Source organism: Streptomyces sp. NPDC002619 (assembly GCF_042889305.1).
Lineage (GTDB): Bacteria > Actinomycetota > Actinomycetes > Streptomycetales > Streptomycetaceae > Streptomyces.
The window spans coordinates 5,377-25,579 of sequence record NZ_JBIAQV010000005.1 but is presented as its reverse complement, the minus strand read 5'-3'; the positions used below and the strand labels follow the sequence as shown (position 1 = coordinate 25,579).

At 69.6% G+C, this 20,203-nt stretch carries 20 protein-coding genes; 11 read left to right on the top strand and 9 right to left on the bottom strand.

All coding sequences use genetic code 11. The features are described from left to right. Window positions 1-53: 53 nt before the first annotated feature. From pgl to tkt, 5 genes are read right to left on the bottom strand one after another with little or no spacing between them, the layout of a single operon-like run. Window positions 54-836: a 6-phosphogluconolactonase gene (gene pgl / locus ACFYXB_RS11175; protein WP_351346880.1), complete on the bottom strand. Its 783-nt coding sequence runs from the start codon at window positions 834-836 to the stop codon at window positions 54-56. Beyond that, entirely contained in the window at window positions 833-1,855 is a 1,023-nt protein-coding gene (gene opcA, locus ACFYXB_RS11170) for a glucose-6-phosphate dehydrogenase assembly protein OpcA (RefSeq protein WP_389580315.1), read from the bottom strand. Before opcA ends, pgl begins: the two co-directional genes overlap by 4 nt. Further along, window positions 1,852-3,375 (bottom strand): glucose-6-phosphate dehydrogenase, encoded by a 1,524-nt coding sequence (gene zwf / locus ACFYXB_RS11165; RefSeq protein ID WP_351346877.1) that lies wholly within the window; start codon window positions 3,373-3,375, stop codon window positions 1,852-1,854. Before zwf ends, opcA begins: the two co-directional genes overlap by 4 nt. Window positions 3,376-3,379: 4 nt before the next feature. After that, the gene (tal, locus tag ACFYXB_RS11160; RefSeq protein ID WP_351346875.1) at window positions 3,380-4,498 is read right to left on the bottom strand and encodes a transaldolase; all 1,119 of its coding nucleotides are present in this window, start codon (window positions 4,496-4,498) and stop codon (window positions 3,380-3,382) included. A gap of 34 nt (window positions 4,499-4,532) precedes the next feature. Next, window positions 4,533-6,635, bottom strand: a complete 2,103-nt coding sequence (gene tkt / locus ACFYXB_RS11155) for a transketolase (RefSeq protein ID WP_389580310.1) — start codon at window positions 6,633-6,635, stop codon at window positions 4,533-4,535. A gap of 348 nt (window positions 6,636-6,983) precedes the next feature. Between tkt and ACFYXB_RS11150 the strand changes: the two genes are divergently transcribed. The 3 genes from ACFYXB_RS11150 (at window position 6,984) to ACFYXB_RS11140 (ending at window position 9,623) form a co-directional block, all read left to right on the top strand. Next, window positions 6,984-7,937, top strand: coding sequence for a heme o synthase (locus tag ACFYXB_RS11150; protein WP_351347062.1), 954 nt, complete (start codon window positions 6,984-6,986; stop codon window positions 7,935-7,937). A 58-nt stretch (window positions 7,938-7,995) separates the two neighbouring features. Beyond that, window positions 7,996-8,316: a hypothetical protein gene (locus ACFYXB_RS11145; protein ID WP_351346871.1), complete on the top strand. Its 321-nt coding sequence runs from the start codon at window positions 7,996-7,998 to the stop codon at window positions 8,314-8,316. 200 nt (window positions 8,317-8,516) lie between these two features. After that, the gene (locus ACFYXB_RS11140; RefSeq protein ID WP_389580307.1) at window positions 8,517-9,623 is read left to right on the top strand and encodes an amidohydrolase family protein; all 1,107 of its coding nucleotides are present in this window, start codon (window positions 8,517-8,519) and stop codon (window positions 9,621-9,623) included. A 40-nt stretch (window positions 9,624-9,663) separates the two neighbouring features. On the opposite strand, the gene ACFYXB_RS11135 is transcribed toward ACFYXB_RS11140, so the two are convergent. The 4 genes from ACFYXB_RS11135 to ACFYXB_RS11120 all read right to left on the bottom strand — a co-directional run bounded on the left by ACFYXB_RS11135 (window position 9,664) and on the right by ACFYXB_RS11120 (window position 13,280). Next, window positions 9,664-10,674, bottom strand: coding sequence for a heme A synthase (locus ACFYXB_RS11135; RefSeq protein ID WP_389580304.1), 1,011 nt, complete (start codon window positions 10,672-10,674; stop codon window positions 9,664-9,666). Between the two features lie 47 nt (window positions 10,675-10,721). Continuing rightward, a complete protein-coding gene (locus ACFYXB_RS11130; RefSeq protein ID WP_389580917.1) occupies window positions 10,722-11,438 on the bottom strand; it encodes an ABC transporter permease in 717 nt (238 codons plus the stop codon). 71 nt (window positions 11,439-11,509) lie between these two features. Continuing rightward, window positions 11,510-12,433 carry an ABC transporter ATP-binding protein gene (locus tag ACFYXB_RS11125; protein WP_389580302.1) on the bottom strand — a complete coding sequence of 308 codons (924 nt, stop codon included), beginning with the start codon at window positions 12,431-12,433 and terminating at the stop codon, window positions 11,510-11,512. 31 nt (window positions 12,434-12,464) lie between these two features. Further along, window positions 12,465-13,280, bottom strand: coding sequence for an aminoglycoside N(3)-acetyltransferase (locus tag ACFYXB_RS11120; protein ID WP_389580299.1), 816 nt, complete (start codon window positions 13,278-13,280; stop codon window positions 12,465-12,467). A gap of 172 nt (window positions 13,281-13,452) precedes the next feature. On the opposite strand from ACFYXB_RS11120, the gene ACFYXB_RS11115 reads away from it, so the two are divergent. The 8 genes from ACFYXB_RS11115 to ACFYXB_RS11080 are packed head-to-tail and all read left to right on the top strand — an operon-like array spanning window position 13,453 to window position 20,068. Then, window positions 13,453-14,196, top strand: coding sequence for a helix-turn-helix transcriptional regulator (locus ACFYXB_RS11115; RefSeq protein ID WP_389580296.1), 744 nt, complete (start codon window positions 13,453-13,455; stop codon window positions 14,194-14,196). Further along, a complete protein-coding gene (gene sufB, locus ACFYXB_RS11110) occupies window positions 14,193-15,614 on the top strand; it encodes a Fe-S cluster assembly protein SufB (protein WP_351346860.1) in 1,422 nt (473 codons plus the stop codon). The genes ACFYXB_RS11115 and sufB overlap by 4 nt, the downstream gene beginning before the upstream one ends. A gap of 58 nt (window positions 15,615-15,672) precedes the next feature. Beyond that, the gene (sufD, locus tag ACFYXB_RS11105; protein WP_351346858.1) at window positions 15,673-16,893 is read left to right on the top strand and encodes a Fe-S cluster assembly protein SufD; all 1,221 of its coding nucleotides are present in this window, start codon (window positions 15,673-15,675) and stop codon (window positions 16,891-16,893) included. After that, entirely contained in the window at window positions 16,890-17,225 is a 336-nt protein-coding gene (locus tag ACFYXB_RS11100) for a non-heme iron oxygenase ferredoxin subunit (RefSeq protein WP_351346856.1), read from the top strand. Before sufD ends, ACFYXB_RS11100 begins: the two co-directional genes overlap by 4 nt. 7 nt (window positions 17,226-17,232) lie before the next feature. Beyond that, window positions 17,233-17,997 carry a Fe-S cluster assembly ATPase SufC gene (sufC, locus tag ACFYXB_RS11095; RefSeq protein WP_351346854.1) on the top strand — a complete coding sequence of 255 codons (765 nt, stop codon included), beginning with the start codon at window positions 17,233-17,235 and terminating at the stop codon, window positions 17,995-17,997. Then, a complete protein-coding gene (locus ACFYXB_RS11090) occupies window positions 17,994-19,250 on the top strand; it encodes a cysteine desulfurase (RefSeq protein ID WP_389580291.1) in 1,257 nt (418 codons plus the stop codon). Before sufC ends, ACFYXB_RS11090 begins: the two co-directional genes overlap by 4 nt. A gap of 18 nt (window positions 19,251-19,268) precedes the next feature. Further along, complete coding sequence (gene sufU, locus ACFYXB_RS11085) at window positions 19,269-19,736, top strand: Fe-S cluster assembly sulfur transfer protein SufU (RefSeq protein WP_351346850.1); 468 nt, start codon at window positions 19,269-19,271, stop codon at window positions 19,734-19,736. Continuing rightward, window positions 19,733-20,068 carry a metal-sulfur cluster assembly factor gene (locus tag ACFYXB_RS11080; protein ID WP_351346848.1) on the top strand — a complete coding sequence of 112 codons (336 nt, stop codon included), beginning with the start codon at window positions 19,733-19,735 and terminating at the stop codon, window positions 20,066-20,068. Before sufU ends, ACFYXB_RS11080 begins: the two co-directional genes overlap by 4 nt. Window positions 20,069-20,203 lie beyond the last annotated feature (135 nt).

Below are 20,203 nucleotides of genomic sequence, written 5' to 3'. Positions count from 1 at the left end.
GGAGGGCGGCGGGGTGCACACGCCGCCGCCCTCCGCGTCACAGCGTCACGCCGTCACGGCGAAGCCGGTGGATACAGCGACCGCGGCAGCTGCGAGGCCGCCGCCGCGTCCAGGAGCCACAGGGTGCGTTGCCGGCCGTACGCGCCCGCCGCCGGCGCCTGGATCTCGCCCGCGCCCGAGAGGGCGATGGCCGCGGCCTGGGCCTTGTCCTCGCCGGCCGCCAGGAGCCACACCTCACGGGCCGCCCGGATCGCCGGCAGGGTGAGGGAGACCCGGGTCGGCGGCGGCTTGGGTGCGCCGTGCACACCGACCACCGTGCGCTCCGTCTCCCGGACGCCGGGCAGCTCGGGGAAGAGCGAGGCCACGTGCGTGTCCGGGCCGACGCCCAGCATCAGGACGTCGAAGGTCGGCACGGAACCGTGGTTCTCGGGCCCGGCGGCCAGGGCCAGCTCCTCCGCGTAGGCGGCCGCGGCCGCGTCCGCATCGGCGCCGTAGGGACCGTCCGACGCGGGCATGGCATGCACGCGCTTCGGATCCAGCGGTACGGCGTCCAGCAGGGCCTCGCGGGCCTGGGTGACGTTGCGCTCCGGGTCGCCCTCGGGGAGGAACCGCTCGTCGCCCCACCAGAGGTCGAGCCGGCCCCAGTCGATGGCGTCCCGGGCCGGGGCCGCCGCCAGCGCGGCCAGCAGGCCGTTGCCGTTGCGGCCGCCGGTGAGGACCACCGACGCGAAGCCGCGCGAGGACTGCGCGTCCACGACCTTGGTGATCAGCCGAGCCGCCGCGGCCTGCGCCATCAGCTCCTTGTCGTGGTGCACGACCAGCTGCGGGGTGCTCACTTCGCCGCCGCCTTCTTCGCGGGGGCCCGCTTGGCGGCGGCCTTCTTCGCGGGTTCCGCCACCTGGGCCTCGACCTGTTGCGCCGCCGTGGACGAGGCGTGCAGCCGGTCCACGCCGTAGCGCAGCGCCGACGCGTACGTGTCGTCCGGGTCGAGCCGCCGCAGCTCCTCCGCGATCAGCTCGGCCGTCTCACGGCGCTTGAGCGCCACCGCGCGGTCCGGCTGGCCCTGGATGGACAGGGTGGCCAGTGAGCCGTCCGCGCGGTCCAGCGCGATCGCGCCGCAGTCGGTGTCCAGACGCACCGCGGTCAGGCCGGGTCCGGACGACAGCGCGCGCTTGACGGGCACGTCCAGCCGGTCCGCGAGCCACATCGCCAGCAGCTCGCAGCTCGGGTTGAACTCCTCGCCCTCCACCTCGACGGCCTTGACGTCGCAGGTGACCTGGTCGAGGGCCGCCGCCAGCATCGAGCGCCAGGGCGTGATGCGCGTCCAGGAGAGGTCCGTGTCGCCGGGCGTGTAGGCGTCGGCGCGGGCGGACAGCTCCCGCACCGGCTGCTCGGCGGCGTAGGTGTCGGTGACCCGGCGCTGGGCGAGGGCACCCAGCGGGTCCTTGGCCGGGTCGAGCGGCGCGTTCACCGGCCACCACACGACGACGGGCGCATCCGGCAGCAGCAGCGGCAGGACGACCGAGTCGGCGTGGTCGACGACCTCGCCGTAAAGACGCAGCACCACCGTCTCGCCGGTGCCCGCCTCCGCGCCCACCCGCACCTCGGCGTCCAGGCGCGAGGACGTGCGGTCGCGGGGGGTGCGGGAGACGCGCTTGATGACCACGAGCGTGCGCGAGGGGTGCTCCCGCGACGCGTCGCCCGCGGCCTTCAGGGCGTCGTACGCGTTCTCCTCGTCCGTGACGATGACCAGGGTCAGCACCATGCCCACGGCGGGCGTGCCGATCGCACGGCGCCCCTGCACCAGCGCCTTGTTGACCTTGCCGGCCGTCGTGTCCGTGAGGTCGATCTTCATGGCCGACGCCAGCTCCGTCCGTCTCGTGCGAGCATCTCGTCGGCCTCCGCGGGGCCCCACGTGCCCGACGGGTACTGCGCGGGCTTGCCGTGCTTGTCCCAGTACTGCTCGATCGGGTCGAGGATCTTCCAGGACAGCTCGACCTCCTCCGTGCGCGGGAAGAGGTTGGCGTCGCCTAGCAGCACGTCCAGGATCAGCCGCTCGTACGCCTCCGGGCTCGACTCCGTGAACGACTCGCCGTACGCGAAGTCCATGGACACATCCCGGATCTCCATCGACGTGCCCGGCACCTTGGAGCCGAAGCGGACCGTGATGCCCTCGTCGGGCTGGACGCGGATGACGACCGCGTTCTGGCCCAGCTCCTCCGTCGCCGTGTGGTCGAAGGGGGAGTGCGGGGCGCGCTGGAAGACCACCGCGATCTCGGTGACGCGGCGGCCGAGGCGCTTGCCGGTGCGCAGGTAGAAGGGGACGCCCGCCCAGCGGCGGTTGTCGATCTCGACCTTGATCGCGGCGTAGGTGTCGGTCTTCGACTTGGGGTCGATGCCGTCTTCCTGCAGATAGCCGATGACCTTCTCGCCGCCCTGCCAGCCCGCCGCGTACTGCCCGCGGACCGAGTTGTGGCCCAGGTCCTTCGGCACCCGTACCGCACCGAGCACCTTGGTCTTCTCGGCGGCCAGCGCGTCCGCGTCGAAGGAGGCGGGCTCCTCCATGGCGGTCAGGGCCATGAGCTGGAGCAGGTGGTTCTGGATGACGTCACGGGCGGCGCCGATGCCGTCGTAGTAGCCGGCGCGGCCGCCGATGCCGATGTCCTCGGCCATGGTGATCTGCACGTGGTCCACGAAGGACCGGTTCCAGATCGGCTCGAACATCGTGTTGGCGAAGCGCAGCGCCAGGATGTTCTGGACGGTCTCCTTGCCGAGGTAGTGGTCGATCCGGAACACCTGGTCCGGCTCGAACACCTCGTGCACGACCTTGTTGAGCTCCTCGGCCGACTTCAGGTCGTGGCCGAACGGCTTCTCGATGACGGCGCGCCGCCAGGAGCCGCCCTCCTGGTCGGCCAGGCCGTGCTTCTTCAGCTGCTGGATGACCACAGGGAAGGAGCGCGGCGGCACCGACAGGTAGAAGGCGAAGTTGCCGCCCGTCCCCTGGGCCTTGTCCAGCTCCTCGATGGTCGAGCGCAGCCGTTCGAACGCGTCGTCGTCGTCGAAGGTGCCCTGGACGAAGCGCATCCCCTGGATGAGCTGCTGCCAGACCTCCTCACGGAACGGCGTACGAGCGTGTTCCTTGACGGCGTCGTGGACCTCCTGCGCGAAGTCCTCGTTCTGCCACTCGCGGCGGGCGAAGCCCACCAGCGAGAAACCCGGCGGAAGCAGACCACGGTTGGCGAGGTCGTACACGGCGGGCATCAGCTTTTTACGTGACAAATCGCCCGTGACGCCGAAAATCACCAGACCCGACGGCCCCGCGATACGCGGGAGCCGTCGGTCTGCGGGGTCACGCAGCGGGTTGCTGCTTGACAAGATGTCAGCCCTCCGAGGGCGTGAGGCGCTCGAGGACCGCCTCGGTCGACTTCAGCAGGTCGTTCCAGGACGCCGCGAACTTCTCGACGCCCTCGTCCTCCAGGACCTGGACCACGTCGTCGTACGAGATCCCGAGCTTCTCGACCGCGTCGAGGTCGGCGCGGGCCTGCTCGTACGTGCCGGCGATGGAGTTGCCGGTGATCTCGCCGTGCTCCTCGGTGGCCTGAAGGGTGGCCTCCGGCATGGTGTTCACCGTGTTCGGCGCCACCAGGTCGTCGACATACAGGGTGGGCTTGTACGCCGGGTCCTTCACACCCGTCGAGGCCCACAGCGGACGCTGCTTGCGGGCGCCCGCCTTCTCCAGCGCGCTCCAGCGGTCGGAGGAGAAGACCTCCTCGTACGCCTGGTAGGCGAGCCGGGCGTTGGCGACGGCGGCCTTGCCGCGGGCCGCCTTGGCCTCGGCGGTGCCCAGCGCGTCGAGCCGCTTGTCGATCTCGGTGTCCACACGGGACACGAAGAACGACGCCACCGAACGGATCAGCGACAGGTCCAGGCCGCGCTCCTTGGCCTTCTCCAGACCGGCCAGGTAGGCGTCCATGACCTCGCGGTAGCGCTCCAGCGAGAAGATCAGCGTCACGTTGACGCTGATGCCGCGGCCGATGACCTCGGTGATCGCCGGCAGACCCGCCTTGGTGGCCGGGATCTTGATGAGCGTGTTCGGGCGGTCGACCAGCCAGGCCAGCTGCTTGGCCTCCGCGATCGTCGCTTTCGTGTTGTGCGCCAGACGCGGGTCGACCTCGATCGATACCCGACCGTCCTGGCCGTCGGTCGCGTCGAACACGGGGCGGAGGATGTCGGCGGCGTCGCGGACGTCAGCCGTGGTGATCATGCGGACGGCCTCGTCCACGGTGACCTTGCGGGCGGCGAGGTCGGCGAGCTGCTGCTCGTAGCCGTCGCCGCTGCTGATCGCCTTCTGGAAGATCGTCGGGTTGGTGGTGACGCCCACGACGTGCTGCTGGTCGATCAGCTCGGCCAGGTTGCCGGACGTGATCCGCTTGCGCGACAGGTCGTCCAGCCAGATCGCGACGCCTTCCTCGGAGAGGCGCTTCAGTGCGTCTGTCATGGAAATTGCATCTCCTACGTGTCGTATATGAGCGTCAGCGCTGGGCGGCGGCGATGGATTCCCGCGCCTTGGCGGCCACGTTCTCGGCGGTGAAGCCGAACTCCCGGAAGAGCACCTTGCCGTCGGCGGAAGCGCCGAAGTGCTCCAGGGAAACGATGCGACCGGCGTCTCCCACGTACCGGTACCAGGTGAGACCGATACCGGCCTCCACAGCGACCCGCGCCTTCACCTGCGGCGGCAGGACGCTGTCCCGGTACCCCTGGTCCTGCTCCTCGAACCACTCCACGGACGGCATGGACACGACCCGCGTCGGCACACCCTCGGCCTGCAGCTGCTCGCGCGCCTCCACGGCGACGTGCACCTCGGAACCGGTCGCGATGAGAATGACCTGCGGCTCCGTGCTCTGCCCGTCGGCCCCTTCGGCCTCGAACATCACGTAACCGCCGCGCGCGGCATCCGAGTTGGGCTCGTACGTCGGCACGCCCTGACGGGTCAGCGCGAGGCCGTGCGGGGCGCCCTTGCCGAACTCCTTGGTGTAGCGCCCCAGGATCTCGCGCCAGGCGATGACGGTCTCGTTGGCGTCGGCCGGACGGACCACGTTCAGACCGGGGATCGCGCGCAGCGACGCCAGGTGCTCGACCGGCTGGTGCGTCGGGCCGTCCTCACCGAGGCCGATGGAGTCGTGCGTCCACACGTACGTCACCGGAAGGTGCATCAGGGCCGACAGCCGTACGGCGTTGCGCATGTAGTCGGAGAACACCAGGAACGTGCCGCCGTAGACCCGGGTGCCGCCGTGCAGGGTGATGCCGTTCATCTCCGCGGCCATGGAGAACTCGCGGATACCGAAGTGGATCGTGCGGCCGTACGGGTTCGCCTCCGGCAGCGGGTTGTCGGCCGGAAGGAACGAGCTGTTCGCGTCGAACGTGGTGTTGTTGGAACCGGCCAGGTCGGCCGAACCGCCCCACAGCTCGGGGATGATCGCGCCCAGGGCCTGGAGCGTCTTCCCGGAGGCGGCACGCGTCGCGAGGCTCTTGCCGGCCTCGAAGACCGGAAGCCCCTCGGCCCAGCCGGCCGGCAGCTCGCCCTGGCTGATGCGGTCGAACTCGATCGCGCGCTCGGCGTTGCCCGCGCGCCACTCCTCGAACTGCTTCTCCCACTCGGCCTTGGCCTGGCTGCCGCGCTCCAGCACTTGGCGGGTGTGGGTGATGACCTCGTCGGCCACCTCGAAGGACTTCTCCGGGTCGAAGCCGAGGACGCGCTTGGTGGCCGCGACCTCGTCCGCGCCCAGCGCGGAGCCGTGCGCGGCATGGCTGTTCTGCAGGTTCGGCGCGGGCCAGCCGATGATCGAGCGCATCGCGATGAAGGACGGCTTGTCCGTCACCTTCTTCGCGGCCTCGATCGCGTTGTAGAGGGCGTGCGGGTCCAGGTCGCCGTCCGGCTTCGGGGAGACGCGCTGCACATGCCAGCCGTACGCCTCGTAGCGCTTGACGGTGTCCTCGGAGATGGCCGTCTCGGTGTCGCCCTCGATCGAGATGTGGTTGTCGTCCCACAGCAGGATCAGGTTGCCGAGCTCCTGGTGGCCGGCCAGCGAGGACGTCTCCGCGGAGATGCCCTCCTCGAGGCAGCCGTCACCGGCGATGCAGTAGATGAAGTGGTCGAAGGGGGACTCGCCCTGCGCCGCGTCCGGGTCGAACAGCCCGCGCTCGTAGCGGGAGGCCATGGCCATGCCCACCGCGTTGGCGACACCCTGGCCGAGCGGACCGGTCGTCGTCTCGACACCCGAGGTGTGCCCGTACTCCGGGTGCCCCGGGGTCTTCGAGCCCCAGGTGCGCAGGGCTTCCAGGTCGCCCAACTCCAGGCCGAAACCAGCGAAGTAGAGCTGGATGTAGAGAGTCAGGGACGAGTGGCCCGCGGACAGCACGAAGCGGTCACGCGCGACCCAGTCGGGATCGGCAGGGTCGTGCCGCATCACCTTCTGGAAGAGGGTGTAGGCGGCCGGCGCCAGGCTCATCGCCGTACCGGGATGGCCGTTGCCGACCTTCTGTACGGCATCGGCGGCCAGGACGCGGGCGGTGTCCACGGCCCGCTGGTCCAACTCGGTCCACTCGAGGTCTGTGGTCGTCGGCTTGGTGCTCACCCTGGGTCAGGGCTCCTCTCCACATGTCGAATGCCGGTGCACTGGACGCCCACCGGCCGTTGTCGAGCCTACCCCTGTAAGTACGTGCGTTTTCGCCGCTCATTCCAGACTGCCGGGACTCTCGGAGTTCCGCCTCCCGACCGGGTTGTACGACGTTCGGCAACTGAATACGGACGTGCTCATCCGACTGCTCAATCGAGCCCTTGTGCGTACGTCGGGTCGGCCCTCCCAACACGACCCCACCCCCGCGAATACCGAGGTATGGGCAACGTCTACAGTGGCGTGGTACGCGCGAGCCTTATACCCGCACTTCACATGTGGGGGCTTGCTGGGATGTCTCTGTCAGGGGTGTGCGTGACGGCCGTCGAATCCCGTCCAGCGGGTGTACTCGGTGCGAGCCAGAGCCCGAGCCGCAGGCCGTTCGGGGCCAGGGTCAAGGCGTTCGTGGCGCTGACCAAGCCGCGGATCATCGAGCTGCTGCTGATCACCACCGTTCCGGTGATGTTCCTGGCGCAGCAGGGCGTGCCCGACCTGAAGCTGGTGCTCCTCACCTGTGTCGGCGGCTATCTCTCCGCGGGCGGCGCCAACGCGCTGAACATGTACATCGACCGCGACATCGACGCGCTGATGGACCGCACCTCGCAGCGCCCCCTCGTCACCGGCATGGTCAGCCCCCGGGAGTGCCTCGCCTTCGGCATCACGCTGGCGGTCGTCTCGACGCTGCTGTTCGGTTTCACCGTCAACTGGCTGTCCGCCTGGCTGTCGCTCGGGGCGCTCCTTTTCTACGTCGTCGTCTACACGATGATCCTCAAGCGGCGTACCTCCCAGAACATCGTCTGGGGCGGCATCGCGGGCTGTCTGCCGGTGCTCATCGGCTGGTCCGCGGTCACCAATTCCATGTCCTGGGCACCGATCGTCCTCTTCCTCGTCATGTTCTTCTGGACGCCGCCGCACTACTGGCCGCTGTCCATGAAGGTCAAGGAGGACTACGCGCGCGTGGGCGTGCCGATGCTCCCGGTCATCGCGTCCAACAAGGTGGTCGCCCGGCAGATCGTGATCTACAGCTGGGTGATGGTCGCCGTCTCCCTGCTGCTGACCCCGCTGGGCTATACGGGCTGGTTCTACACCCTGGTCGCGCTGCTTGCCGGCGGCTTCTGGCTGTGGGAGGCGCACGGTCTGCACAGCCGCGCGAAGGCGGAGGTGACGGGCGTCAAGCTCAAGGAGATGCGCCTGTTCCACTGGTCGATCACCTACGTCTCGATCCTCTTCGTCGCGGTCGCGATCGACCCTTTCCTGCGCTGACGTAGGTCACAGGGCCCTGCTCTCGCCAGTGGATCTACTCGTGAGTAGCATCCTGACCATGGCAGACACGCAGCAGGTTGACCCGAAGGCCGAGCGCAAGGTGGCGCGGCTGACCAAGCAGATCGACGCCTTCGCCAAGGCCCACGGCGGCGCCGAGGGCCAGGTGGCCTACATCGGCGAACGCGGCGCCCGCATCGTGCTCGTGGGCGAGGACGGCGGCTGGGGCGACCTGGTGGCCCCCACGTACGCCATCGCCGAGAAGGCGGTGGAGAAGTCCGGCATCACGGTCCACGAGTCCTTCGACGGCGAGTTCGCGGCGAAGGTGACGACGGGGCCGTACGAGTGGAAGAGGATGGCCGGCATCCAGCTCGGGGGGTGAGCAGCGCGCCCCGAAGGGGCGCGGGGCTGCATCGATATGCGGCTCCGCCGAGTGGGCGCGAGCAACCCGCGAGCAACCACAGACGACAGTCAGCCGCCGAACAACCTCCCGTACCGCTACGAACCGCCACCTGACACCCCGCTCACCCGTTAGTCCCGGCGAAGGCAGTGCAGCGCCGACGCCAAACACGGGGAGTCCGGATGATCGAAACGCCGTCCCTCGTGGACCAGTACTGCCACGGCGTACTGAGAACGGAGCTGGGCCTTGGCACCTTCGAGGCCCAGCTCGCCCGGACCGAGGGACCGCCCGCCCCCGGCACCACGCTCTTCGACACCCAGACGGGCTTCGCCGTACGTCGCTGGTGTCCCCCGCTGCTCGGACTGGAACCGCACTGCCCGCCCGCGCGCTATCTCGCCCGGCGTCGTGAACTCGGCGTACTGGAGGCGGGCCGCAGGCTGCTGCGCGGCAGTGGCATCACGACCTACCTGGTCGACACGGGGCTGCCCGGCGACCTCACCGGCCCCGCCGAGTTGGCCACGGCCGGCGAGGCCGAGGCCCGCGAGATCGTGCGCCTGGAGCTCCTCGCCGAGCAGGTCGCCGACACCTCCGGCACCGTCGAGTCCTTCCTCGCCAACCTCGCCGAGTCGGTCCACGGGGCCGCCTCGAACGCCGTCGCCTTCACCTCCGTGGCGGGCGTACGGCACGGACTGGCGCTGGCCCCCGAGCCGCCCGGGCCAGGGGAGGTGAGGGGCGCGGCGGGCCGCTGGCTGGCCGGCCGGCGCGTCGGCGGCGAGCTGAGCGACCCGGTGCTGTTAAGGCACCTGCTGTGGATCGCGGTCGCCTCGGGCCTGCCCCTCCAACTGCACGCCGGGCTCGGCGAACCGGGCTCGCGCATCGACCGTACGGACCCGGTGCTGCTCACGGACTTCGTCCGGGCCACCGCCGGTATGGGCACGGACCTGGTCCTGCTGCACGGCTACCCGTACCACCGCCATGCCGCCCATCTCGCCGGCGTCTTCCCGCACGTGTACGCCGACTCGGGCGCCGCGCTCGTGCGCACCGGCGCCCGCGCGGCCACCGTTCTCGCCGAGATCCTGGAGCTGGCCCCCTTCGGTAAGATCCTCTTCTCCAGCGGGGCCCACGGACTGCCGGAGCTCCACGTCGTCGGCGCACGGCTGTTCCGCGAGGCCCTCGGACGGGTGCTGGGCACCTGGGTCGCCGAGGGGTCGTGGTCGCTGACGGACGCACAGCGGGTGGCCCGGCTGATCGCGGCGGGCAACGCGCGGCGGGTGTACCGGCTGGGCTGACGGCCTGAGCGTGAACTGAACCTGAGCGTGAACTGAGCGTCTACGCGCGCGTGCCCACGACCGCCTCGGCCGACGAGCCGGGCAGGTCGGCCGTGACCAGGGGACGCTCGCGCAGCGACAGCAGTACGCGCAGCACCCAGATCCAGATCACGGCCGAGCCGAGCATGTGCGCGGCGACCAGGGCCTCGGGAAGATGCGTGAAGTACTGGACGTAGCCGATGACACCCTGCGCGAGGAGCACCAGGAAGAGTTCCCGGGTCCGGTCCAGCGGGCCCTTGGGCGCGTTGACCGCCTTGAGGACGAACCACAGGGCGAAGGTCAGCGTGATCACGATCCAGGCGAGCACGGCGTGCAGCTTGGTGACGGTCGCCCAGTCGATCGGGATCCGCTCGACCTCGCTGGAGTCACCGGCGTGCGGGCCGGCCCCGGTCACCACCGTGCCGACCGCGATGAGCAGGACGGCCGCGGCCACCAGGAACCACACCAGTTGCTGCACCGCCTTGCCGACCAGCGGCCGGGGCGCCCCGTCGCCCTCGCGGGTGCGCTGCCACATCACCGCGGCGACGGCGATGAGCGCGCAGGAGAGCAGGAAGTGGGCTGCCACCGTGTACGGGTTCAGGCCGACCAGGACCACGATGCCGCCGAGCACCGCGTTGCCCATGACTACCCAGAACTGCGCCCAGCCCAGCCGGGTGAGATGGCGCCGCCACGGCTTCTGCGAGCGCGCGGCGACGATCGCCCAGCCGACCGCCGCGCACAGCACGTACGTCAGCATGCGGTTGCCGAATTCGATGACCCCGTGGACGCCCATCGCCCTGGTGGTCGTGAGCGAGTCGTCGGTGCACGTCGGCCAGGTCGGGCAGCCGAGGCCCGAGCCGGTCAGCCGGACGGCACCGCCGGTGACCACGATGACCACCGACATGACGAGTGCGGCGAGTGCCGCCCGCTGGACCGTCCGGGGATGCGGGGTCCAGCGTGCGGCGATGAAGGCGAGCGGGTTGCGCAGGGCCGCAACGGCGTCGGCGCGGGTCAGCTTTGGCACGTGCACCATCGTAGGGCGCCGCTTGTGCACGCTTTCACGAGGGTCACCCGTCCCGCTCACTCCCAGCGGAAGAACGTCCCGGCAGCGGCCAGCCCCACGACCGCCCACACACCGAGAATCCCCAGGTCGCCCCAGGGCATCCCGGCGCCGTGCTGGAGCACATCACGCAGGCCGTCCGACAGCGCCGAGACGGGCAGCAGCCCGAGCACCTCCTGCGCGCCGGAGGGGAACTTGTCGAGCGGGACGATCACGCCGCCGCCGACGAGCAGCAGCAGGAAGACCAGGTTGGCGGCGGCCAGCGTCGCCTCGGCCTTCAGCGTGCCCGCTATCAGCAGGCCGAGCCCCGAGAAGGCGGCCGTGCCCAGCACCAGGAGGAGCAGGACGGCGACGGGGTTGCCGTGCGGCGACCAGCCGAGCGCGAAGGCGATCGCCGTCAGCAGGATCACCTGGAGGACCTCGGTGACCAGCACGGACGCAGTCTTGGCAGTCATCAGCCCCCAGCGCGGCAGCGGGGAGGACGCCAGCCGCTTCAGGACGCCGTAGCGCCGCTCGAAGCCCGTCCCGATGGCCTGCCCGGTGAACGCCGTCGACATCACGGCGAGCGCGAGGATGCCGGGGGCGAGGAAGTCGACCGCCTTGCCCGCTCCGGTGTCCACGATGTCCACGGTGCTGAAGAGCACCAGCAGCAGCGTGGGGATCACGACGGTCAGCAGCAGTTGCTCGCCGTTGCGCAGCAGCATCTTCGTCTCGAGCGCGGCCTGCGCGGTGATCATGCGGAAAAGAGGGGCTGCACCCGGCTTCGGAGCGTAGACGCCCGTCGTGGTGGTCGTGCTGGTGGTCGCGGTCACGAACGCAGCTCCTTGCCGGTCAGCTCGAGGAAGACGTCTTCGAGGGTGTGCCGTTCGACGGAGATCCGGTCCGGCATCACGCCGTGCTGCGCGCACCAGGAGGTGACCGTCGCGAGCAGCTGCGGGTCCACCTTGCCGGCCACCCGGTAGGAGCCCGGGGTCAGCTCGGCGGCCGTGCAGTCGGCCGGGAGCGCCTTGAGCAGGGAGCTGACGTCGAGCCCCGGGCGGCCGGTGAAGCGCAGCGTGTTCTCGGCGCCGCCCCGGCACAGCTCCTCAGGGGAACCCTGGGCGATCACCTTGCCGGCGTCGATGATCGCGACGTCGTCGGCGAGCTGCTCGGCCTCGTCCATGTAGTGGGTGGTGAGGATCACGGAGACGCCGTCGCCGCGCAGGTCCCGGACCAGGTCCCAGGTGGCCCGGCGGGCCTGCGGGTCGAGCCCCGCTGTCGGCTCGTCCAGGAACACCAGCTCGGGGCGCCCGACCACGGCCATGGCCAGCGCCAGCCGCTGCTGCTGGCCGCCGGACAGCCGGCGGTACGCCGTACGGCCGCAGCTGCCGAGGCCGAGCCGCTCCATGAGCGCGTCCACGTCGAGCGGGTGCGCGTGCAGCTTCGCCACGTGACGCAGCATCTCGTCGGCCCGCGCGCCCGAGTAGACGCCGCCGGACTGCAGCATCACACCGACGCGGGGACGCAGCTCGGCCGCCTGTCCCACCGGGTCGAGGCCCAGGACGCGCACCGTGCCGGCATCCGGCTTCCGGTACCCCTCGCAGGTCTCGACCGTGGTCGTCTTGCCCGCCCCGTTGGGGCCGAGTACGGCGGTCACACCCGCCTGGGCCACCAGGTCCAGCCCGTTCACCGCGGTCTTCGTGCCGTACCGCTTCACCAGGGCCTGGACCTGGACCACGGGCTCACTTCGCATGGGGCAAGAGTCTAGGGACGCTCACGGGGTCTCAGACCGGCGGGTGCAGGAACTCCTCGTCGCCGGGTCGGTGCAGCGGCAGCCACTTCTGCGCGTAGGCCACCGCGTCCGCCACCGGGAACAGCCGTGCGTCGGCCGCGCCGACCTTTCCGCGTACGACGGTCCGGTCCCGCTCGAAGTCGTGGCCGAGCTCGTCGAACCGCTCCGAGGTGATGGCCACTTCGCTCACGGTCTCCCAGCCGCCGCCGGGTGCCGGGCGGCCGACCGGGACGCGTGGGGCCGGTATCCGGTACTCGGCGAGATGGAAGCTGGTGCACGCGTCGTAGCCCGCGCCGAGGAGGAGGACCCGGGCGTCGAGCCGCTCCAGCCGGGCGAGCGGGCTGTGCTCGCCGAGCCGGCAGTCGGGGGCGTGGCCCTCGACGACCTCCGCCGCGCGCGGGCCGAGTGCCGCGAACGAGGTCTGGGGGTGTGCGCTGCGCCGGGCGCCCGGCCAGGTCCGTACGGTCTCCGGGATCACGCCGACCCCGCGCGTGGGCGTGGTCAGCGGGTCGTACTCGGGCATCGTGGCCCGGATCGTGTCCCACCACGCCTCGGGCACCGGAGGCCTGCTCCACAGCGCCGGGTCGGAGAGGCCTCCGGTCTGCGTGGGGACCACGAGTGTGCCGTCCGGGCCGAGGGCGTCCAGCAGGCCCTGGACGACCGCGACGGCGCCTCCGTTGACCCAGCCGAGCGAGCTGAGCGAGGAGTGCACGAGGAGGATCTCGCCGGGCTCGACGCCCAGCAGGCGCAGCGCGCCCGCGAGGGTGTCGCGGGTGACAAGTGGGCCGGTCGGAAGGGGTGCGGGCATGGTCGGGAGTGTTCCCGACGGGGGAGCGCGGCGCCACCCATTTGGCCTGCGGATGATCGATCAGAAGATCGTTTCCGCAGATCGGATTAGGTATGCCTAAGTGATGCAGCGCACTAGAGGTCGTCATGAACGCGGCTTGTCAGTCTCTGAGGAATTACGCAACAATGGCGTTGTGAAAAACGTCGACGAGGCTCGGGAGACCCCCACCGGGGCCCCTCAGGAGGAGCTCGCGGCAGGGCTGCGCACGGATCACTCCACGCGCAACCGGGTCGCGCGGTCCATCCTGGACCACGGGCCGTCGACCGTCGCCGAGCTGTCCGGGCGGCTGGGTCTCACCCAGGCGGCCGTACGGCGGCATCTGGACGCGCTCGTCGCCGACGACGTCGTGGAGGCACGCGAGCAGCGGGTGTACGGGGCGCGGACGCGCGGCCGCCCGGCCAAGGTCTTCGCGCTCACCGACTGCGGCCGCGACGCCTTCGACCAGTCGTACGACAAGCTGGCCGCGGACGCGCTCCGCTGGATCGCCGAGCGGGAGGGCGGCCAGGAGGCGGTCGCCGCCTTCGCCCGCGCCCGGATCACCGCGCAGGCGAGCGCGTACCGTAAGGCCGTCGAGAGTGTCACCCCCGACAAGCGCGCCGAAGCCCTGGCCAAGGCCCTGAGTGTCGACGGATACGCTGCCACGGCGCGCAGCGCACCGGTCGGCGAGCAGCTCTGCCAGCACCACTGCCCGGTCGCGCACGTCGCGGAGCAGTTCCCGCAGCTGTGCGAGGCGGAGACGGAGATCTTCGCCGACCTGCTCGGAACGCACGTCCAGCGACTCGCGACCATCGCCCACGGCGACGGCGTCTGTACGACGTTCATCCCCAAGACATCCACTGACGCATCTGCAAGCACGGCCGGGAGGAACCCCGCATGACTCTCCCCACGGAGACTGCCCACCCTGAGCTCGAGGGCCTGGGCACGTACGAATACGGCTGGGCCGACTCCGACGAGGCCGGTGCCGCAGCGAAGCGCGGCCTGAACGAGGACGTCGTCCGCGACATCTCCGGCAAGAAGTCGGAGCCGGAGTGGATGACGAAGCTGCGCCTCAAGGGTCTGAAGCTCTTCGAGAAGAAGCCCATGCCGAACTGGGGCTCGGACCTGTCGGGCATCGACTTCGACAACATCAAGTACTTCGTGCGCTCCACGGAGAAGCAGGCGGAGTCCTGGGAGGACCTGCCCGAGGACATCAGGAACACGTACGACAAGCTCGGCATCCCCGAGGCGGAGAAGCAGCGCCTCGTCGCCGGTGTCGCCGCGCAGTACGAGTCGGAGGTCGTCTACCACCAGATCCGCGAGGACCTGGAGGAGCAGGGCGTCATCTTCCTCGACACCGACACCGCGCTGAAGGAGCACCCGGAGCTCTTCAAGGAGTACTTCGGCACGGTCATCCCCGCCGGTGACAACAAGTTCGCGTCGCTGAACACCGCCGTGTGGTCGGGCGGCTCCTTCATCTACGTGCCGAAGGGCGTGCACGTCGAGATCCCGCTCCAGGCCTACTTCCGCATCAACACGGAGAACATGGGCCAGTTCGAGCGGACCCTGATCATCGTCGATGAGGGTGCCTATGTGCACTACGTCGAGGGTTGTACGGCCCCGATCTACAAGTCGGACTCGCTGCACAGCGCCGTCGTCGAGATCATCGTCAAGAAGAACGCCCGCTGCCGCTACACGACCATCCAGAACTGGTCGAACAACGTCTACAACCTGGTCACCAAGCGCGCCGTGGCCTACGAGGGCGCGACCATGGAGTGGATCGACGGCAACATCGGCTCCAAGGTGACGATGAAGTACCCGGCCGTCTACCTGATGGGCGAGCACGCCAAGGGCGAGACCCTCTCCATCGCCTTCGCGGGCGAGGGCCAGCACCAGGACGCCGGCTCCAAGATGGTCCACATGGCGCCGAACACCTCGTCCAACATCGTCTCGAAGTCCGTGGCGCGCGGTGGCGGCCGTACGTCCTACCGCGGTCTGGTCGAGATCGGCGAGGGTGCCCACGGCTCGAAGTCCAACGTGCTGTGCGACGCGCTGCTCGTCGACACCATCTCCCGCTCCGACACGTACCCGTACGTCGACGTCCGTGAGGACGACGTGTCCATGGGCCACGAGGCGACGGTCTCCAAGGTCTCCGAGGACCAGCTCTTCTACCTGATGAGCCGCGGTCTCTCCGAGTTCGAGGCGATGGCGATGATCGTGCGCGGCTTCGTCGAGCCGATCGCCAAGGAACTGCCCATGGAGTACGCGCTCGAACTCAACCGGCTGATCGAGCTCCAGATGGAAGGCGCGGTCGGCTAAACGCCAACTGCCGTGACCATCAAGCCACTTACGTAAGAAAGCGAGCAGACCGACAGCCATGGCTGAGGCTCAGAACTCCCCCACTCTCGAATCCGCTCGAGCGGGGGGACCCCCACCGTTGGGCTCCACCACCGCGGGCCAGATCGCGGTGGCCGCCGAGTCGACCGTCGCCACGCGCATGAGCGCGCCCCCGTCCTTCGACGTGGCGGACTTCCCGGTCCCCCACGGCCGCGAGGAGGAGTGGCGGTTCACCCCGCTGGAGCGGCTGCGCGGGCTGCACGACGGCACCGCCGTCGCGAACGGCGCGGGCGTGAAGGTCGCCGTCGAGGCCCCCGAGGGCGTCACCGTCGAGACCGTCGGCCGCGACGACGCGCGCCTCGGCAGGGCCGGCACCCCGGTGGACCGCGTCGCCGCCCAGGCGTACTCGGCGTTCGAGCAGGCCGGCGTGGTCACCGTCCCCAAGGAGACGGTGCTCACCGAGCCCATCCGCATCGCCGTGCGCGGCGAGGGCGGGGTCGCCTACGGCCACCAGATCATCGAGCTGGGCGCCTTCGCCGAGGCCGTCGTCGTCATCGACCACACCGGTGATGCCGTGCTCGCCGCGAACGTCGAATACCTCCTGGGCGACGGCGCCAAGCTCACCGTCGTCTCCGTCCAGGACTGGGACGACAAGGCCGTGCACGTGGGCCAGCACAACGCGCTGATCGGCCGGGACGCCACCTTCAAGTCGTTCGTGGTCACCTTCGGCGGCGACGTCGTACGCCTCCACCCGCGCGTCGCCTACGCAGGCACCGGCGGCGAGGCCGAGCTGTTCGGCCTGTACTTCACGGACGCGGGCCAGCACCAGGAGCACCGCCTCCTCGTCGACCACAACACCCCGCACTGCAAGTCGAACGTCGCCTACAAGGGCGCGCTCCAGGGCGAGGACGCGCACGCGGTGTGGATCGGCGACGTGCTCATCGAGGCCAAGGCCGAGGGCACGGACACGTACGAGATGAACCGCAACCTTGTCCTCACGGACGGCGCCCGCGTCGACTCCGTGCCGAACCTGGAGATCGAGACCGGCGAGATCGTCGGCGCCGGACACGCCTCCGCCACCGGCCGCTTCGACGACGAGCAGCTCTTCTACCTGATGGCCCGCGGCATCCCGGAGCACGAGGCCCGCCGCCTCGTGGTCCGCGGCTTCTTCGCCGAGCTCGTCCAGCAGATCGGTGTCGACGACATCGAGGAGCGTCTGCTCGCCAAGATCGAGCAGGAGCTGGAGGCCTCCGTCGCATGACGACCTTCGACCGTGCCCGTTTCATTCGGGCCTGTGGGCTGAGCGAGCTGGAGGACGACACCCCGAAGCGGGTGGAACTCGACGGCACGCCGGTCTCGGTCGTGAAGACCGAGGGTGAGGTGTTCGCCATCTACGACATCTGCTCCCACGCGAACGTCTCGCTCTCCGAGGGCGAGGTGGAGGACTGCCAGATCGAGTGCTGGCTGCACGGCTCCAGCTTCGACCTGCGCACCGGCAAGCCGTCCGGTCTTCCCGCGACGCGCCCCGTCCCCGTATACCCCGTAAAGATCGAAGGGGACGACGTGCTCGTCTCCCTCACCCAGGAGTCCTGAGGCACCCATGGCAACGCTTGAAATCCGAGACCTGCACGTCACCGTCGAGGCCGACAACGCCACGAAGGAGATCCTCAAGGGCGTCGACCTCACCGTGAAGCAGGGCGAGACGCACGCCATCATGGGCCCCAACGGCTCGGGCAAGTCGACCCTCGCCTACTCGCTCGCGGGTCACCCCAAGTACACGGTCACCCAGGGCACCGTCACCCTCGACGGCGAGGACGTCCTCGCGATGTCCGTCGACGAGCGCGCCCGCGCGGGCCTGTTCCTGGCGATGCAGTACCCGGTCGAGGTCCCCGGCGTCTCGGTCTCCAACTTCCTGCGCACCTCCGCCACCGCCGTCCGCGGCGAGGCCCCCAAGCTGCGCACCTGGGTGAAGGAGGTGAAGGAGGCCATGGAGCGCCTCAACATGGACCCCGCCTTCGCCGAGCGCAACGTCAACGAGGGCTTCTCCGGCGGTGAGAAGAAGCGCCACGAGATCCTCCAGCTGGAGCTGCTCAAGCCGAAGATCGCGATCCTCGACGAGACGGACTCCGGTCTCGACGTCGACGCCCTTCGCATCGTCTCCGAGGGCGTCAACCGTGTCCGCGAGACCGGCGAGGTCGGCACCCTGCTGATCACGCACTACACGCGCATCCTGCGCTACATCAAGCCCGACTACGTCCACGTCTTCTCGGCCGGTCGCATCGTCGAGTCCGGCGGCGCCGAGCTCGCCGACAAGCTGGAGGACGAGGGCTACGAGGCATACACGAAGGGTGGCGTATCCGCGTGACACAGCTGCCGGGCCTCCTCGACACCGAGGCGATCCGCAAGGACTTCCCCATCCTGGACCGACTGGTCCACGACGGCAAGAAGCTCGTGTACCTGGACAACGCGGCGACCTCGCAGAAGCCGCGTCAGGTGCTGGACGTCCTCGGGGAGTACTACGAGCGCTACAACGCCAACGTCCACCGCGGTGTGCATGTGCTCGCCGAGGAGGCCACGGCGCTGTACGAGGGCGCGCGCGACAAGGTCGCCGCGTTCATCAACGCGCCCAGCCGCGACGAGGTGATATTCACCAAGAACGCCTCGGAGTCGCTCAACCTCGTGGCGAACATGCTCGGTTGGGCCGACGAGCCCTACCGGGTGGACCACGAGACCGAGATCGTCATCACGGAGATGGAGCACCACTCCAACATCGTGCCGTGGCAGCTGCTGTCGCAGCGCACGGGCGCGAAGCTGAAGTGGTTCGGCCTGACCGACGACGGCCGACTCGACCTGTCCAACATCGACGAGATCATCACGGAGAAGACGAAGATCGTCTCCTTCGTTCTGGTCTCCAACATCCTGGGCACGGTCAACCCTGTCGAGGCGATAGTGCGCCGCGCCCAGGAGGTCGGCGCGCTCGTCTGCATCGACGCCTCCCAGGCCGCCCCGCACATGCCGCTGGACGTACAGGCCCTCCAGGCCGACTTCGTGGCCTTCACCGGCCACAAGATGTGCGGCCCGACCGGCATCGGTGTCCTCTGGGGCCGCCAGGAGCTGCTCGAGGACCTGCCGCCGTTCCTCGGCGGCGGCGAGATGATCGAGACGGTGTCGATGCACTCGTCGACGTACGCCCCGGCGCCGCACAAGTTCGAGGCGGGCACCCCGCCGATCGCACAGGCGGTCGGTCTGGGCGCGGCGATCGACTACCTCAACTCGATCGGCATGGACAGGATCCTCGCCCATGAGCACGCGCTCACCGAGTACGCGGTGAAGCGGCTGGCCGAGGTCCCCGACCTGCGGATCATCGGCCCGACGACGGCCGAGGACCGGGGCGCCGCCATCTCCTTCACACTCGGTGACATCCACCCGCACGACGTGGGCCAGGTCCTCGACGAGCAGGGCATCGCGGTCCGGGTCGGCCACCACTGCGCGCGGCCGGTCTGCCTGCGGTACGGAATTCCTGCGACCACGCGAGCGTCGTTCTATCTGTACTCCACGCCGGCCGAGATCGATGCTCTGGTCGAGGGCCTGGAGCACGTACGGAACTTCTTCGGCTGAAGGGCGTGAGCTGAAACCGTGAAGCTGGATTCGATGTACCAGGAAGTCATCCTGGACCACTACAAGAACCCGCACGGGCGTGGTCTGAGGGATGGCGACGCCGAGGTGCACCACGTGAACCCGACGTGCGGTGACGAGATCACCCTTCGTGTGAAGTACGACGGCTCGACGATCGAGGACGTCTCGTACGAGGGCCAGGGCTGCTCCATCAGCCAGGCGAGCGCGTCCGTGCTCAACGAGCTGCTCGTCGGCAAGGAGCTGGCCGAGGCGCAGAAGATCCAGGAGACCTTCCTGGAGCTGATGCAGTCCAAGGGCCGGATCGAGCCCGACGACGCCATGGAGGAGGTGCTGGAGGACGCGGTCGCGTTCGCCGGTGTCTCCAAGTACCCGGCACGGGTCAAGTGCGCCCTCCTCAGCTGGATGGCGTGGAAGGACGCAACGGCCCAGGCGCTGGGCGGAGCCGACGCCGAAAGGAAGACGGCATGAGCGACACCGTGGAGATGAAGCCGGTCTCGGAGGAGGAGCTCCGCGAGGCCCTGATGGACGTCGTCGATCCCGAGCTGGGCATCGACGTCGTCAACCTCGGCCTGATCTACGGCATCCACATCGACGACACGGCGAACATCGCCACCGTCGACATGACGCTGACGTCGGCGGCGTGTCCGCTGACGGACGTCATCGAGGACCAGGCCAGGTCCGCGACCGACGGTCTCGTGGGCGAGCTGCGGATCAACTGGGTCTGGATGCCACCGTGGGGGCCGGACAAGATCACGGACGACGGCCGCGAGCAGCTGCGGGCGTTGGGCTTCAACGTCTGAGGTCTCCCGCATGTGCGTGAGGCGGCGGCACCCCGGGGGGGGGCGCCCCCCCAGGTGTTATAAGGTGGGTCAGGGGGGGTTGGGCGCGAACAGCGGGGGGGGGTGGGGCGTCTGGTGGGAGAAAAACCGGTTGTT

What these genes read in the sequence shown, in the direction of transcription:
- opcA (WP_389580315.1), bottom strand. Translation starts at nt 1,855, where the DNA reads ATGAAGATCGACCTCACGGACACGACGGCCGGCAAGGTCAACAAGGCG.
- tal (WP_351346875.1), bottom strand. Translation starts at nt 4,498, where the DNA reads ATGACAGACGCACTGAAGCGCCTCTCCGAGGAAGGCGTCGCGATCTGG.
- ACFYXB_RS11145 (WP_351346871.1), top strand. Translation starts at nt 7,996, where the DNA reads ATGGCAGACACGCAGCAGGTTGACCCGAAGGCCGAGCGCAAGGTGGCG.
- ACFYXB_RS11140 (WP_389580307.1), top strand. Translation starts at nt 8,517, where the DNA reads ATGATCGAAACGCCGTCCCTCGTGGACCAGTACTGCCACGGCGTACTG.
- ACFYXB_RS11135 (WP_389580304.1), bottom strand. Translation starts at nt 10,674, where the DNA reads ATGGTGCACGTGCCAAAGCTGACCCGCGCCGACGCCGTTGCGGCCCTG.
- ACFYXB_RS11130 (WP_389580917.1), bottom strand. Translation starts at nt 11,438, where the DNA reads ATGATCACCGCGCAGGCCGCGCTCGAGACGAAGATGCTGCTGCGCAAC.
- ACFYXB_RS11125 (WP_389580302.1), bottom strand. Translation starts at nt 12,433, where the DNA reads ATGCGAAGTGAGCCCGTGGTCCAGGTCCAGGCCCTGGTGAAGCGGTAC.
- ACFYXB_RS11120 (WP_389580299.1), bottom strand. Translation starts at nt 13,280, where the DNA reads ATGCCCGCACCCCTTCCGACCGGCCCACTTGTCACCCGCGACACCCTC.
- sufB (WP_351346860.1), top strand. Translation starts at nt 14,193, where the DNA reads ATGACTCTCCCCACGGAGACTGCCCACCCTGAGCTCGAGGGCCTGGGC.
- sufD (WP_351346858.1), top strand. Translation starts at nt 15,673, where the DNA reads ATGGCTGAGGCTCAGAACTCCCCCACTCTCGAATCCGCTCGAGCGGGG.
- ACFYXB_RS11100 (WP_351346856.1), top strand. Translation starts at nt 16,890, where the DNA reads ATGACGACCTTCGACCGTGCCCGTTTCATTCGGGCCTGTGGGCTGAGC.
- sufC (WP_351346854.1), top strand. Translation starts at nt 17,233, where the DNA reads ATGGCAACGCTTGAAATCCGAGACCTGCACGTCACCGTCGAGGCCGAC.
- ACFYXB_RS11080 (WP_351346848.1), top strand. Translation starts at nt 19,733, where the DNA reads ATGAGCGACACCGTGGAGATGAAGCCGGTCTCGGAGGAGGAGCTCCGC.